The organism is Ruegeria sp. CDSC002 (genome assembly GCF_059610905.1).
In genome coordinates this window covers 326,550-341,157 of record NZ_JBXWOM010000005.1, presented here as the reverse complement: position 1 = coordinate 341,157, position 14,608 = coordinate 326,550, and the positions used below count along the sequence as shown (strand labels likewise).

At 58.1% G+C, this 14,608-nt stretch carries 12 protein-coding genes; 8 read left to right on the top strand and 4 right to left on the bottom strand.

Annotated elements, in window-relative coordinates:
* Positions 1–22: 22 nt before the first annotated feature.
* The 6 genes from AC2FJE_RS11905 to AC2FJE_RS11880 all read left to right on the top strand — a co-directional run bounded on the left by AC2FJE_RS11905 (position 23) and on the right by AC2FJE_RS11880 (position 7,573).
* Complete coding sequence (locus AC2FJE_RS11905; protein WP_496760974.1) at positions 23–1,204, top strand: acetyl-CoA C-acyltransferase; 1,182 nt, start codon at positions 23–25, stop codon at positions 1,202–1,204.
* Positions 1,205–3,502, top strand: a complete 2,298-nt coding sequence (locus tag AC2FJE_RS11900; protein WP_496760973.1) for a 3-hydroxyacyl-CoA dehydrogenase/enoyl-CoA hydratase family protein — start codon at positions 1,205–1,207, stop codon at positions 3,500–3,502.
* Between the two features lie 12 nt (positions 3,503–3,514).
* Complete coding sequence (locus AC2FJE_RS11895) at positions 3,515–5,284, top strand: acyl-CoA dehydrogenase family protein (RefSeq protein WP_496755719.1); 1,770 nt, start codon at positions 3,515–3,517, stop codon at positions 5,282–5,284.
* Between the two features lie 254 nt (positions 5,285–5,538).
* A complete protein-coding gene (locus tag AC2FJE_RS11890) occupies positions 5,539–5,898 on the top strand; it encodes an LLM class flavin-dependent oxidoreductase (protein WP_496706158.1) in 360 nt (119 codons plus the stop codon).
* 70 nt (positions 5,899–5,968) lie between these two features.
* Positions 5,969–6,118 (top strand): hypothetical protein, encoded by a 150-nt coding sequence (locus tag AC2FJE_RS11885; protein WP_282119293.1) that lies wholly within the window; start codon positions 5,969–5,971, stop codon positions 6,116–6,118.
* Between the two features lie 285 nt (positions 6,119–6,403).
* The gene (locus AC2FJE_RS11880) at positions 6,404–7,573 is read left to right on the top strand and encodes an amidohydrolase family protein (RefSeq protein ID WP_496760972.1); all 1,170 of its coding nucleotides are present in this window, start codon (positions 6,404–6,406) and stop codon (positions 7,571–7,573) included.
* A 211-nt stretch (positions 7,574–7,784) separates the two neighbouring features.
* Here AC2FJE_RS11880 and AC2FJE_RS11875 read toward each other — a convergent pair whose 3' ends face one another.
* From AC2FJE_RS11875 to AC2FJE_RS11860, 4 genes are read right to left on the bottom strand one after another with little or no spacing between them, the layout of a single operon-like run.
* Positions 7,785–8,933, bottom strand: a complete 1,149-nt coding sequence (locus tag AC2FJE_RS11875; protein WP_496755721.1) for an acetyl-CoA acetyltransferase — start codon at positions 8,931–8,933, stop codon at positions 7,785–7,787.
* Positions 8,934–8,944: 11 nt separating this feature from the next.
* Positions 8,945–9,358 carry a Zn-ribbon domain-containing OB-fold protein gene (locus AC2FJE_RS11870; protein ID WP_496755722.1) on the bottom strand — a complete coding sequence of 138 codons (414 nt, stop codon included), beginning with the start codon at positions 9,356–9,358 and terminating at the stop codon, positions 8,945–8,947.
* Positions 9,359–9,374: 16 nt separating this feature from the next.
* Positions 9,375–11,003 carry an acyl-CoA dehydrogenase family protein gene (locus tag AC2FJE_RS11865; RefSeq protein WP_496760971.1) on the bottom strand — a complete coding sequence of 543 codons (1,629 nt, stop codon included), beginning with the start codon at positions 11,001–11,003 and terminating at the stop codon, positions 9,375–9,377.
* Positions 11,000–12,844, bottom strand: coding sequence for a feruloyl-CoA synthase (locus tag AC2FJE_RS11860; RefSeq protein ID WP_496755755.1), 1,845 nt, complete (start codon positions 12,842–12,844; stop codon positions 11,000–11,002). Before AC2FJE_RS11860 ends, AC2FJE_RS11865 begins: the two co-directional genes overlap by 4 nt.
* Before the next feature lie 208 nt (positions 12,845–13,052).
* On the opposite strand from AC2FJE_RS11860, the gene AC2FJE_RS11855 reads away from it, so the two are divergent.
* Positions 13,053–13,814, top strand: coding sequence for an SDR family NAD(P)-dependent oxidoreductase (locus AC2FJE_RS11855; RefSeq protein ID WP_496760970.1), 762 nt, complete (start codon positions 13,053–13,055; stop codon positions 13,812–13,814).
* A 9-nt stretch (positions 13,815–13,823) separates the two neighbouring features.
* Positions 13,824–14,594: a crotonase/enoyl-CoA hydratase family protein gene (locus AC2FJE_RS11850; RefSeq protein WP_282169616.1), complete on the top strand. Its 771-nt coding sequence runs from the start codon at positions 13,824–13,826 to the stop codon at positions 14,592–14,594.
* Positions 14,595–14,608 lie beyond the last annotated feature (14 nt).

Here is a 14,608-nt window from a genome sequence, read left to right as displayed (position 1 = left end):
ATTTCCTTCAAGGATCAATCTAATGCGTTCTGCTGTAATCGTCTCGACCGCCCGTACTGCAATTGGCAAAGCCTTTCGTGGTGCTTTCAACGACACTCACCCCGCCGTTTATGGTGGCCATGCCGTCGCCGAGGCGGTCAAACGCGCCGGTGTTGACCCGTCTGAAATTGAGGACGTGATCATCGGCAATGCCGTCCCCGAAGGTGCAAACGGCGGAAATCTGGGTCGTCAGGTCGCCATGCGCGCCGGTCTGCCCGTGACCGCATCGGGTCAAACCATCAACCGGTTCTGCTCCTCGGGTCTTGAGGCGCTGACACGCGCCTGCTCGCGGGTCATGGTCGATGGCTGCGATGTGGTTGTCGGTGGCGGTGCCGAAAGCATCTCGCTGGTGATGGGTCGCGATAACACCTATCGCCTGAAAGAGGACTGGATCGCGCAGAACATTCGTGGGTTCTACGATCCGATGATCTCGACCGCCGATACTGTAGCCGAACGCTATGGCATCACCCGCGAGGCGCAGGATGCATTTGCCCTCCAATCGCAGCAGCGCACCGCCGCGGCGCAGGCTGCGGGCAAGTTCGATGACGAGATCGTGCCAATCACGGTCACCAAGGCAAACAAGAACAAGGAAACCGGCGAGATCACCTATGAAGAGGTCACGCTGACGCAGGACGAGTGCAACCGCCCTTCGACCACGCTGGAAAGCCTGCAGGGTCTTACCCCAGTGATGGGTGAGGACAAGTGGATCACCGCCGGCAACGCCTCGCAATTGTCCGATGGTGGCTCGGCCCAGGTCGTGATGGAAGAGAAGCTGGCCGAAAAGCGCGGGCTCGAGCCGCTGGGTCGCTATATGGGCTATGTCGTCGCGGGCTGCGAACCCGATGAGATGGGTATCGGCCCGGTGTTTGCAGTGCCGAAATTGTTGGAACGCAATGGCCTCAAGATGGACGATATCGGCTTGTGGGAATTGAACGAGGCCTTTGCATCGCAAGCCCTGTATTGCCGTGACAAGCTGGGCATCCCGAATGAGATCCTGAATGTCGACGGCGGCGCGATTTCCGTGGGCCACCCCTATGGCATGTCGGGCATGCGTATGGTCGGTCACGCGCTGATCGAGGGTAAGAAACGCGGCGCGAAGTACATCGTTGCCACCATGTGCATCGGCGGAGGCATGGGTGCTGCTGGTCTGTTCGAGGTTCTGTAAATGACTGCGATCAAAAAAGTTGCTGTCATCGGCTCGGGCGTGATGGGGGCAGGCATTGCCGCCCATTTCGCCAATGCCGGTGCCGAAGTCGTTCTGCTGGATATCGTACCAAAGGATGCCGAAGACCGGTCGATGTTGGCCAAAGGTGCCATTGCACGCATGACCAAGGGCCGCGCGCCGCAACTGGCTGACCCGGCCTATGCGGCCCGGCTGACAGCGGGCAATCTGGATGATGATCTGGATCAGCTTTCGACCTGTGATTGGGTGGTTGAGGTTGTTCTGGAAGACCTCGCCATCAAACACGCGCTCTACGCGAAAATTGCACTCTACCTTCGCGAGGACGCGCTGCTGAGCTCGAACACCTCGACCATTCCGCTGGCCGATCTGGTCAGCCAGATGGATGAAAGCCTGCGCAAGCGGTTCATCATCGTGCATTTCTTCAACCCGCCGCGCTATATGCGCTTGATTGAGCTTGTGACCGGACCGGACACAGATCCGGCTGCTGCGGAACGTGCGCGTGCGTTCAGCTATGAACGCCTCGGCAAAACCGTCGTGCCCTGCAACGACCGCCCCGGTTTCATCGCCAACCGTCTGGGCGGGCTGTGGATGAACGCCGCTGCCCGCGAGGCTGTGGCGCGTGGCATCACAGTTGAAGAGGCTGATACAGTGCTGGCCCGTCCCTTCGGCGTGCCCGGAACGGGTGTATTCGCGTTGATGGACCTGATCGGTATCGACCTGATGGGCAAATCGCGCCTGTCTATGCGCAATCTGCTTGAGGCTGATGATCCGCAGCAATTCCACACCGACGGTCTGGAGCTGTTCGATCAGATGGCCGCCAAGGGCCTTGCTGGTCGCAAGGTCGGTTCGGGTTTCTATCGCAGATCCAAGGACGAAAATGGCAAACCAGTCGCCGAAGCCGTTGATCTGGCAACGCTAGAGTATCGTGCGCAGGCCAAGGGTCCGGAGTTTGCCAAAAGCTTTGGTGTCGACTTTATTGATCAGGCCGGTGATCGATTGGCTGATTTTGCCTGGGCCGTAATGGGGCCGACTTTGTCTTACGCAGCTTACTACGTGCCCGAGATTACCGCCAACCCGGCGGATATCGATGCAGCGATGGAGCTGGGATACAATTGGCGTATGGGCCCATTCAAGCTGATCGACAAGATTGGTGCGGACAAGATTGTGGCTCGCTTGAAGGCCGAGGGTCAGGACGTGCCGCCCTTGCTGGCGTTGGCCGCTGAACGCGGCGGGATTTTTTCAGGTCAGGGCCGTGACCGCAAGGTGCTGTTGCCTTCGGGCGAACAAGCGGACGTGCCGCGTGGCCCCGGGGTGATCTTTGCATCTGACCTGACGGATGCTCCGGTGTTCCAGACCGAGGCCGTTGTGCTGCGCGATATGGGTGATGGCGTCGCTCTGCTGACGATCACGGCACCTAATGCGGCTTTGGATGATCAGGTGATGACAGGTGTGAGCGAAGCACTGGACGTTGTAGGCCGAGACTTCAAAGCGATGGTCATCGGGTCGGACGGCAACCACTTTTCTGTGGGCGCGAACCTAAAAAAAGCGCTGGATCGTGCTGATGCGGGGGAATTGGATCTGGTCGAAGGGCAACTAGCCATCGGTCAGGCCACGATGCGCAAGATCAAGTACGCGCCGTTCCCGGTTGTCTCGGCCGCCTGTGGTCTGGCCCTTGGTGGCGGCTGCGAAATCCTAATGCACTCGGATCGGGTCATGGCCGCTTTGGAAAGCAATATCGGATTGGTCGAGGCCAATGTTGGTCTGCTGCCCGCATGGGGCGGAACAACCGCGCTGTTGCTGCTCAAGGCTGCGGAACTTGGTGATGCCGTCCAAGGGGCCGAGGCTGCGTTCGACGTGATTTCAGTCGCTTTGATGACCGGCTCTGCCCCTATGGCGCAGCATGCGGGTTACTTGCGGAAAACCGATGGCGTGGTGATGAACCGCGACCGCCTTTTGGCCGAAGCCAAGGTGGCGGCTCTGGCGTTGGTCGACGGGTACAAACCCGCGCCCAAGGCCGAGATCACACTGGATGCCGCAGCTATCAACGCCGCGTTGGAGCCAAAGCTGGCCGCACTGGCCGAGGCTATGCCAGACGCGCCCTACACGGTCGAGATTGCGTGTGAAACGGCGCACGTACTGGCCGGGGGTGAGGGCGGCGTTCTGGATGAAGAAGCGCTGCACAGGCTGGAAGCCGAAGGCATGATGCGCCTGATCCGACAGGATAAGACACTCGAACGGATGCGCCACACCATGACGACCGGCAAGCCGCTTAAAAACTGAGGGACCATAGGTATGGACTATCAACTCCCGCAGCGGGACATTACTTTTCTGTTGGACGAGGTTCTTGACCTCGACAAGACGCTGGCGCTGCCTGGGTATGAGCATTGCGACAAAGATACGTTCTTTGCGGTCGTTGACGCGATCAACGGCTTTGTGCGCGACAATCTGGCAACGTGCAATGAGGCGGGCGACAGCCCGGGCGCACGGCTTGAAGATGGTAAAGTCTATGCCGCGCCCGGTTTTGGCGATGCCTACAAGGTATTCTGCGAAGACGGCTGGAACGCGCTGGCGCTGGAAGAAGAATATGGCGGCCAACAACTGCCCTTCGTCCTGCATGCTGCCCTGCGTGAAGGGATGGCCGGAACCAATCTGGCTTTTGCCCTGATCCACGAACTGAACTTTGGCGTTGTCGAAGCTTTGATGGCCTATGGCTCGGACGAACAAAAGGCGGTCTACTGCCCTCAGCTGACGTCCGGCAACTGGGCCGGGACCATGAACCTGACCGAGCCGCATTGCGGCACCGATCTGGGCCTGATCCGCACCAAGGCCGTTCGAAATGATGACGGATCTTATGCCATCACCGGCAACAAGATCTTCATCACCTGGGGCGACCATGACATGTCGGAAAATGTCGCCCATCTGATCCTCGCACGGGTCGAGGGCGCTGAGCCCGGACCGCGTGGGTTGTCACTATTTCTGGCGCCAAAATACATGCTGGATGCGGATAACAACACGACGGACGAGCAGAACACGATCACCATTGCCGGGATCGAGAACAAGATGGGAATCCACGGATCACCCACCTGCGGGATTTCGTTTGAGGACACCAAGGCCTGGATCGTCGGCGACGAGGGTAAAGGTCTGGCCGCAATGTTCGTAATGATGAACGCCGCGCGCCTATCGGTCGGCCTGCAAGGGTTGGGCGTAGCTGAGGCCGCTGTACAAACCGCGTCGGCATATGCCCACGAACGCCGTCAGGGTCGCGCAGACGGGGAACCTTTGAACCCGAACGGTCCTGCGGATCCGCTGATTGCCCATGCGGACGTACGCCGCCGCCTGCTGACCGCCCAAGGCGAAATGGACGCTGCCCGTGCGCTGGCTTATTTCGGAGCGGGCCTGTTGGATGAAGTTCATCGTGCCGCAACGCCCGAGCAGCGCAAAGTTGCAGACGCGCGCCTTTCGCTACTGACGCCGGTCATCAAGTCCTACCTTTCGGACATGGGATCGCGAATGGCGAATGAGGCTGTGCAGATGCATGGCGGGCATGGCTTCATCAAAGATTATGGCGTCGAACAGTTGGTGCGTGATGTGCGGATCACCGAAATCTACGAAGGTACCAATGCCGTTCAGGCCCGCGATCTGGTTATGCGCAAGGTGCGCGGCGACAATGGTGCCGTCATCAAGGGTCTAGTGGCCGATATGCTGGACGAGGCGGGCAAATTGGGCAACGACCTCTCTGACTTAGAGAAAAGCTTGCGCGATGCGGCATCCCGGCTTGGACGTTCGACGGATTGGGTGCTGGGCACAGCGCAAGGTGACGTGCTGTCCGGGGCCTGTGACTATCTTGAAATTGTAGCCCTCAGCGTATCGGCCTGGATGTCCGCCCGTATTGCACGGGTGGCCAAGGCTGCAGCGGGCGCTCAATCGCCAGAGTACTATGCGGATCGGGTGGATGCAGCGCGCGCCTTTATGGCGCGGGCATTGCCCCGTGCTGTCAGCCACGAATTGATCATGCAGGCCGGTGAACCCAGCGTTGTATGTCGGGCTGATCGCTGTCTGTAACTCCTCCTTCTTCACAGACAGTGGTGCTAAAGGGCGTTCTGGAAACAGGGCGCCCTTTTTGCGTTTCTTGACCCAAATTGAGTTCCGTTGAGCGGTCAGCAGTAGAATTTCGGGAACGGGCACTAAAGGCAGGTATAGTCTTGAAAACCCACAACCTTGTACAACTTTATATGCATTAAAAGGGCGAAAATGTCGTTCTGCCCGGCTCGGACCCGGATCGGTATGAAACGCTGTTAGAACGGACAACCGAGTAGATGAGATTTGCCGACGAAAACGGGTATGCCGGGTTTTGCATGACCGAGCATCATTTTCAGATGGAAGGGATCGAAACCACGACCAATCCGCCTTTGTGGAATATGCACATCGCTGCAAACACCAAAAACCCGATGGTGGGGCAGGTGGGTATGGCGCTGACGGCGCATCACCCGATGCGTCTGGCCGAGGATCTGGCAACGATCGATCACGTGCCCGGTGGCCGACTGTTCTGTGGTTTTGGTTGGGACAATACGCCGCGCTGGCTGAATACACTGGCGTGGCATCTTTATATCATCACAATCCAATCTGACCATCGGATCGACCGAAGCGCAGGCCGGGCAGCACTACCGCGTTTTTGAGGAATTGTTCAATTTCGCCCCTAACGCCCCGCCATATTATGTGCCGATGTGGCGGGTCTGGAAAGGCGCCGTGTACCAGGTGATCGATCAGGTTGGTGCGTTGAAAGAGAAACACGGGACCAAGGAATTCGTCGTCTGGCATCACGTCGGTTACTTCACGCAGGATGAAGATCTTGAGATCATGAACAACTACGCCAAAGTCATCACGGCGTTTTCCTGACCCGCGGCAATAGGGGCAACAGCGCCCAAGCCGCGGTACTAGTCGGTGGCTTGCCGAATGCAGGTTTCTTACTAACAGGCGAGGATTGGTCGGCTCTGGTCAATCAGCCGCTCAAGGGTAGCCAATCCCGGCGTAGTGCCAGTTAGAAGGTCTTGACACAGGCGTTCTAATATCGCTTGTATACTAATGAAAATGGATGAAGAAAGCACGACGGCCGAACGATTTCTTGGCGTGCTTTTTTGATCCAAATATGAACCGGAAATCACACGCTAAATGGGGGATCAGATGGCTGACGCACCAAAAGACACACCGGAACAGGGTCGCACACTAATCCGTAACATCGGTCTGCTTCTGACCGGTGATCTGGAATCGCCTATTGCCGACAGTGATTGCCTTCTCATCGAAGGCGGAGTGATTGTGGGCCTTGAGGCCGGCGACGCGGATCGCGTAATTGACGCCTCTGGTTGTGCGGTCGCACCGGGCCTGATTGATGGCCATTGCCACCCGGTTTTCGGCGATTGGACCCCGCGCCAAAGCCAGATTGGCTGGATCGAAATGAATGTTAACGGCGGCGTCACAAGCTTTATTTCCGCCGGCGAAGTCCATCTGCCTGGTCGGCCCAAGGATGCCGAAGGCGTCAAGGCTTTGGCGATGGTGGCACAACGTTGCTATTCAAATTTCCGCCCGTCCGGTGCCAAGGTTTTGGCAGGAGCGCCAGTGCCCGAACTTGATTTTGATCGCGATTTCTATGCGGCAATAAAGGCGGCCGGTATCCGGCATATTGGAGAGATCGGCCTTGGGACAGTTGCCAAAGGTCCCGACGCGGCCCGCGTCACCGGCTGGTGTCGGGAATTGGGAATAGAAACCATTATGCATACTGGCGGCCCTTCGATTGCGGGCTCTCACGATGTTCGAGCAGCAGATGTGCTAGAGGCGCAACCGGACGTAGTCAGCCATATCAATGGTGGACCAACCTCAATTTCCCAGGATGAAATCCGAGAGCTTTGCCGCCACGCGAAAGGGGCGCTTGAAGCGGTACACAATGGCAACGAGAAGTCGGTAATTGTGACGCTGGAAGGCGCGTTGGCCGAAGGTCGCCTTGTCGATTTCTTGATTGGAACAGATGCCCCAGCGGGGTCTGGTGTACAGCCGAATGGAATGCTGCGAATGGCAACTCTGCTGGCCAGTATTGGCGGATTGCCTGCCGAACAAGCTTGGTGCTGTGGTACCGGAAACGTGGCAAAGAGACGGGATCTTGCACAAGGCATCGTCGCACCAGGCCGCCCAGCCGATCTGGTGTTCATGGACCGCCCAGAAGGATCGGACGGTAAGAACGTTTTGGAGGGCATGGCGGTCGGCAACATCCCCGGAGTTGGGGCCGTTATGATTGATGGCAAAATGCGAACCGGACGGTCACGTTCGACCCCTCCTGCAGCGCGCGTACCCGTACTTTAAAGACACGGGAAACGTAGGTTTGATGCCTAAGCCCGACCGCCAGATGAGCAGTCGGGCTTAGGGCTTTCCCAAAAATACGAAATAGGATTGTCTGCTTCTGACGCTAACTGACCGTTTCCGAGGGTTCGTCTTCGGTAGGTTGCGTTCTATCGCACTGGCAAAACCTCAAACTTTGGGAGCGGGGGGGCGAATTTGCCTCTATTTTGATCGCTCAAAGCGCCGCTTCGCTGCCCAGAACGGTCGTGAACTCGTTCGAGAACGTGCCGCCGTTGCCATGGGCAATCGCAATATTCACATCATCGATCTGACGATTGCCGCCGTCGCCCCGTATCTGGGTGGCCGCCTCGATCAGGCAGAACAGGCCGTACATGCCGGGGTGCACACAACTTAGCCCACCGCCATTGGTGTTAACCGGCAGCGAGCCGCCCGGCGCGATGTTGCCATCGGCCACAAAGGCCCCGGCCTCACCTTTCTTCACAAAGCCCATGTCTTCGAGGAACAGGAGCGTGTTAATCGTGAAGGCGTCATAAAGCTCGACGACGTCAACGTCTTTGGTAGTGACGCCGGCCATCTCGAACGCACGTTTCGAACTTTCGGTGGCACAGGTGGTGGTCAGCGTGGCGGCCTGACTGATCTCGCGGTGGGAAATCGCGTTGCCGCCGCCCAGGAAATAGGCGGGCTTTTCCTGATAATCCTTTGCGCGGGCGGCTGAGGTCACGATGATCGCGGCACCGCCATCCGACATCAGGCAACAATCCAGAACCGCCAATGGATCGGCAACCATGGGCGAGTTCAGATACTCCTCCATCGTCAGGTCATCCTGCATTGTCGCATCGGGGTTCAGCTGAGCCCATTTCCGGGCCGAGATGGCGACATGGCCGAAATGCTCTTTGGGTACGTTGAACTCGTGCATATAGCGTTGCGCGGTGAAGGCATATCCCGGCACCGGCACCATTGGTTCATAGGCGCGTTCCCATTGCGGGGTTTCGATCAGCCCATTGAGGTCGCGCGCGGATTTCGCGGCCGAGCCGTAGCAGATCAGAACGTTCTTACACAAGCCCGCCTGAATCGCCATGGTCGCTTCGACCAGATAGGACATGAAGGACGATCCGCCCACCATGTCCGAGTTCGCCCAGGTTGGTTTGACGCCCAAATACTCGGCGATCGAGAGGGTGGGGAAGAAGTGGTAGAATGTCCCGCCACAGACGCCGTCGATCTCGGACAGGTCCATACCTGCATCGGTCAGCGCGTTCTGTGTGGCTTTGGCGATCAGTTCCATTGGTGAGGTGTTGGGCGTTTTGCCCAAACCCCAATAGCCTTTGCCAACGATTGCGGATTTGCCGCGAAGTGCGTGTGCCATGATTGAATTCCTTATTCCGCGGGCTTGAAGAACACGGCGGCTTCGCCGGATTTTGCGTTGGGTCCGAAGTCGGGGGTCATGACAACGGCCTGCACTTTCATACCGATGGTGATCGCTTCGTTGTCCACGTCCACAATGCGGCTGAACATGCGAGGACCTTCGTCCAGATCAATCAGCACGTTGTTGATGTCACCGCCGTATTTTGCTGGACGTCGGATGATGGTCGAGGCAAAGACAGTGCCGCGGCCCGAGGCTTCGACCCATTCCAGATCGTCTGCTCCGGTATTAGGGGACAGAGCGCGTGGGTAGAAGTTGTATTCACCGGTGGTTTTTGAGCGCTGGATCAGAAATTTTCCAGCGTCCAGACCGGCACGGAACGCCGCGTCGGCCTGAGGGCTGGCTTCGGGAAGAGTAAAGTCAGTCATGTGTCGTCCTTGATGTTCACGCGGCAAAGATCGCCGCAGAATGCGTGGGTTCTGGATTGAGGATGCGGTGCCGCAACAAACCGGCTTCGGGCAGGATGCGCGCCCGGACATGGGCCGCAGTGGCGCGCAACAATTCGGGTTCCGGGGCGTTGTCCGCGGCGGCCTCGAGATCCGCCCAGACGCGACCAAAATATACCAGCCCGGTCAGCCGCATATAGTCCGAGACCGACGGACCGATATCCATATAGCTTTGCATGGCTTGGGTTGCGGATTTCCAGGCGTCGATCGCATCGGCCAGCTCGACCGAGCTGGGGCCCGTTGAGGCCAAATCGGCAAAAGCCTGCGCCGCCGCACCGCCATTTGCGCGGATCGCGCGGCGGGCAACTCCGGTCGCCAGAACGCCGTTGGTACCTTCGTAAATCGCCATGATGCGGCTGTCGCGCATGATCTGTTCAACGCGGTATTCCTTGCAGAATCCATAGCCGCCGTGGATTTGCACTGCCTGGCTTGAGGCCGCGTTGACTGCGTCGGTCGCGAATGCCTTGCAGGTCGGAGTAAGGATATCCAGCAACCCCTGATCAATGCCCAAATCCATATCCACAAAAGTGCGATAGACCATCGCCCGGCATCCCAGCGTGTAGGCGTAGATATCCAGCAACATCCGCTGAACGTCACCGTGTTTGATGATCAGCGCCGAGCCTTCTGATGTTGTGCCCTGGCGCCGACCTGCGGCATGCAAACGCGACCGCTGAAAAGCCACGTCCATTTGGCCCACGGCCTGCAGGGCCACATCCAGACGCTCGGCATTCATCATAGTGAACATGGCGGCCAGCCCCTGGCCTAACTGGCCCAACAATTCGGCCTTTGCGCCGTCGAACGCCATCTGACAGGTGGGTGAGGCATGCATCCCCATCTTTTCTTCGATCCGTACGGTCTGAACCCGGTTACGTGTCCCATCGGGTAACACGGCAGGGCAGGCGAACAGGCTGAGACCCCTGACCCCCGGTGCCGTGTCCGGGGTGCGCGCGAGCACCAGATGCAATACGTTGTCGGTATAGTCGTGATCACCGCCCGAGATGAAGATTTTGGTACCGCTGAGCACATAGCTATCACCATCCGGCGTAGCGGTCGTTTTGATCCGACCCAGATCTGACCCCGCATCCGGCTCGGTCAGGCACATCGATGCCATCCATTCGCCGGACACCAGCGACGGCAGCAGTCGCGCCTTTTGATCGTCATTGCCTGAGGCATTCAGAGTTCGAATGCAGCCTTGCGCCAGACTCAGCACCATCTCATAGGAAATACACGCGCCAGCCAGCATGTCCGCCAGAACCGCACCCAGAATGTGTGGCAATTCCTGCCCGCCATATTCTTCAGGTGCGCACAAGCCCGGCCAACCGGCATCGGCATAGCGCTTATAGGCGGCAACCATGCCCGGTGGCATCCGTACACGGCCATTTTCCAGACGCGTGCCGTGTGCCTCGCCGATCATGTCCAAAGGGGCAATTTCGGTGTTGATGAAGCGGCCTAAGGCTGGGATTACAGCCTCGGCCAGATCGTCGCTCCAACCGGGCAGCCGCTCGGGCCGACCGATATGCTTGAGGACGAATGCAATCTCGGCTTCAGAGGCGGTGTAGTCGATCATGTGGTAGCCTTTCCTGATACGATCACATCCTCGGACCCTTCATACAATCCAGTGACCGCGTCGGCCCGAAGTTCTAGCGCAAAGCGTTGATTTATATAGCCTTTATCCGTGACTTCATTCTTTTCAACCGACGGGGCGTCGTGTTCGATGCGAACGCGTTTCACGCGTGTGGCGCTGCCGGTTTGGTCGGCATTGTATGCAGCCAAACGTTCGGCAATGAAGGCGCGCACAGTCGGATCATCAGCGTAACCTGCCAATGTGTCGCCCCGTCCGGTCAGGGTTTTGCATTCATCTATGTTTAGGAACAGAAGCGCACCAACTTCGGTCCGGTTATGGCCGGTAATGACCGCATCCGAGGCAATCGGGCTAAGCGCCTGCAGTAACGCAACACGTAAGTTGCCGACGGCGACCCAAGTGCCGGTCATCAGTTTGAAGTTCTCAGAGATGCGGCCATCGAATACGATGCCCTTCGACGGGTCATCTGGATCTTGCAAACGTCCCGCGTCGCCAGTCAGGAAGTACCCTTCGTCATCAAACGCCTCGGCGGTTTTTTCGGCGTTGTTCAGATAACCTGTTGTCACATGCGGTCCGCGGACCCGCATTTCCAGCTTGCCACCATTGGGCAGAAACTTCAGCTCGGATCCCGGACCCGGCACCCCGATGACGCCTGCCTTGTCGATGGGGAAGTGCACACAGGTGGCCATCATCGCCTCAGTCAGGCCCCAGGCGCTTACAAACGGGATTTTCTCGCCCCGTTCCTGCACGCCCAATTGTTCCAGACCTTCCCAAAGATGGTCGGGTAGCCCCGCACCAGAGAAAAAGATCAGATCAAGCCGCTTGAAAAAAGCGTTGCGAAAGGCTGCGTCCTCGCGCAGGACCGGTAAAAGCATGTCAAAACCGCGCGGGACGTTGAAGAATAGGGTGGGTGAAACGTCGCGCACGTTGCGAATTGTCTTTTCAATCTCGCCCGGCACGGGTTTGCCATCATCGATATAAAAGCTACCGCCGTTGCGCAGCATCATGTTGAAGTTGAAATTGCCGCCGAACGTATGGTTCCAGGGCAGCCAATCAACCACGACAGGTGGGGCGCTTTCCAGAAACGGCCAAATCTGCACCACGGCTTCTTGAGTGGCCAACATCATGCGCTGCGTTACGATGACGCCCTTGGGCAACCCGGTTGAGCCAGAAGTGAACAGGATCTTGGCCGGCGTGTCATAGTCAATCGTGGCACGCGCTTGGGCAACCGGTTCGCCAGCTGTGGCTTCTAGGGCGTGCTCAAAGGTCAGTGCGCCATTGTCCGACAGCTGTTCGATGCCTTCCGAAGCGAGAAACTCAAAAGCATGGGCAAAGCCCTTGGCATCATCGGCATAGGCCATACCGGGATTTGTGGTCCTGACGATATGGCGCAGTTTGGCCAGCGACTCGTCGACCAGAGAGTAAGGAACAGAAACCGGCACCACCGGAATGCCCACATGCATAGCAGCCAGCATCAGCAGACCGTGCCGGACCGAATTGCCTGACAGAATCAAAAGTGGGCGGTCTTGAGCCAGCCCCATGCTCAGAAGAAACGCAGCCAGTGAGCGGGTTTGCGCCAAAGCCTCGGAATAGGTGACGCTGATCCATTCACCGTCTGGCCCACGTTCTGCCAGAAAAAGGCGATCAGGTGCTTCTTCGGCCCAGCGTTCCAAATATTCGGAAACACATTTTACGTCCATATCCAGCAGGTAGGGGCTGCGTAAAACAAAAGCGCCATCGCCCAGATCTTCTCGTAACACCTGTGAAGGGGCGAATTTTTTGAGATGCCCCAAGTCGTGTTCTTTTTGCCGGGCTGAAATGCTCATTTTTCCTCTCCCTGTCATCGGGTCGCACTGGGCGCGACATGATGCATCATTTGAAAATCAGGCTATCCAAAAAATTGTTAGTATGCAAATGTATTATTGATCGTTCACTAAGTCCCGATTCAACGGGTATGACGCATCAGAAAATCGCGCAAGACCGAAGCCTGATTTCGTTGCGTTATGGCGTTCGGGGCACACAGGGAGACTTGAAATGAGAATCGAAAACGCATCCGCAATCGTGACTGGCGGTGCTTCGGGGTTGGGGTTTGCGACGGCCGAATATCTTGCATCAAGCGGGGCGAAAGTGGCCCTGTTCGACGTGCCCGGCGACAAGCTGGACGAGGCCGCAAAGCAAATGGGGGTAATTGCCGCGCCTTGCGACGTGACCAATGAGGCCCAGGTTTCTGCGGCGCTGGACACGGCAATTGCGGCCAATGGTTTACCCCGTGTTGTCGTCAATTGCGCCGGCGTCACACATGGCGAACGGATCGTAGGGCGCAACGGCCCGGCGGCGCTGGACGGGTTCGCCAGAACGGTCCAGATCAACCTGATCGGCACCTTTAATGTCATGCGCCTGGCGGCTGAGCGGATCATGCAAAATGAACCGCTTGAGGATAACGAGCGGGGGATTATCATCAACACCGCGTCGGCGGCGGCTTTTGAGGGGCAGATCGGACAAGCGGCATATTCAGCCTCGAAAGGTGGGGTGGCCAGTCTGACCTTGCCTGCGGCGCGGGAATTTGCGCGCTCGGGCGTTCGTGTCATGGCGATTGCACCGGGTATCTTCTCGACCCCGATGATGGATTTGCTGCCGCAAGAGATTCAGGACAGTCTGGGTGCCAAGGTTCCCTTCCCGTCGCGTCTTGGACAGCCGGCTGAGTTCGCGCGCTTGGCAGGGCACATGATCGAAAACACCATGCTGAACGGTGAATGCGTGCGTCTGGACGGCGCGATCCGTCTGGAACCCAAGTAAGGCTTTGCAATGGAATACACACATATCACCCCAGAGACAGACGGCCCGGTTGGTATCCTGACGCTGGACCGACCTGCCAAGTTCAATGCGATCAATCACGGGCTGCTGTTCGAGATCGAGCACTATTTCGACACCCTTCCCGATGAGATCGGCGCCGTTGTGATCCGCAGTTCCGGTCAGCATTTCTGTGCCGGGCTGGACCTGTTGGAACATTCGATGCGCGACGCCGCAGGGGCTATGCATGAATGCCGCCTATGGCACCGGATTTTCGACAAGATCGAATACGGCCGGGTTCCGGTTGTGGCCGCAATGAACGGCGGTGTGCTGGGCGGCGGGATGGAACTGGCTATGACCGCCCATATTCGGGTCTCGCAGCAGGATACGTTCTATGAGCTGCCCGAAGGACGCCGCGCGATCTTTGTGGGTGGCGGCGCAACGGTACGTGTTGGCCGGATTCTCGGGGCCAGCCGGATGATGGAGATGATGCTGACCGGTCGCCGCTATGGCTCGGACGAAGGGTTGCAACTGGGGCTGGCGCATTATGTTGAGCCGGACGGATCCGTGTTTGACAAAGCGATGGAGCTGGCCTGGCGTGTGACCGAGAATGCGCCGCTGTCAAACTACATGATGATGCAGGCGATCACGCGCATCAATGACATGTCGGCCAGTGATGGCTTCTTTACCGAAAGCCTGGCTGCGGCGATTGCCCAATCCTCACCCGAAGCGCGGGCCGGGATGGAGGCATTTCTGAACAAGACAGGAAAGCGGGACAATCAGTAAGTCCCGAGACACGC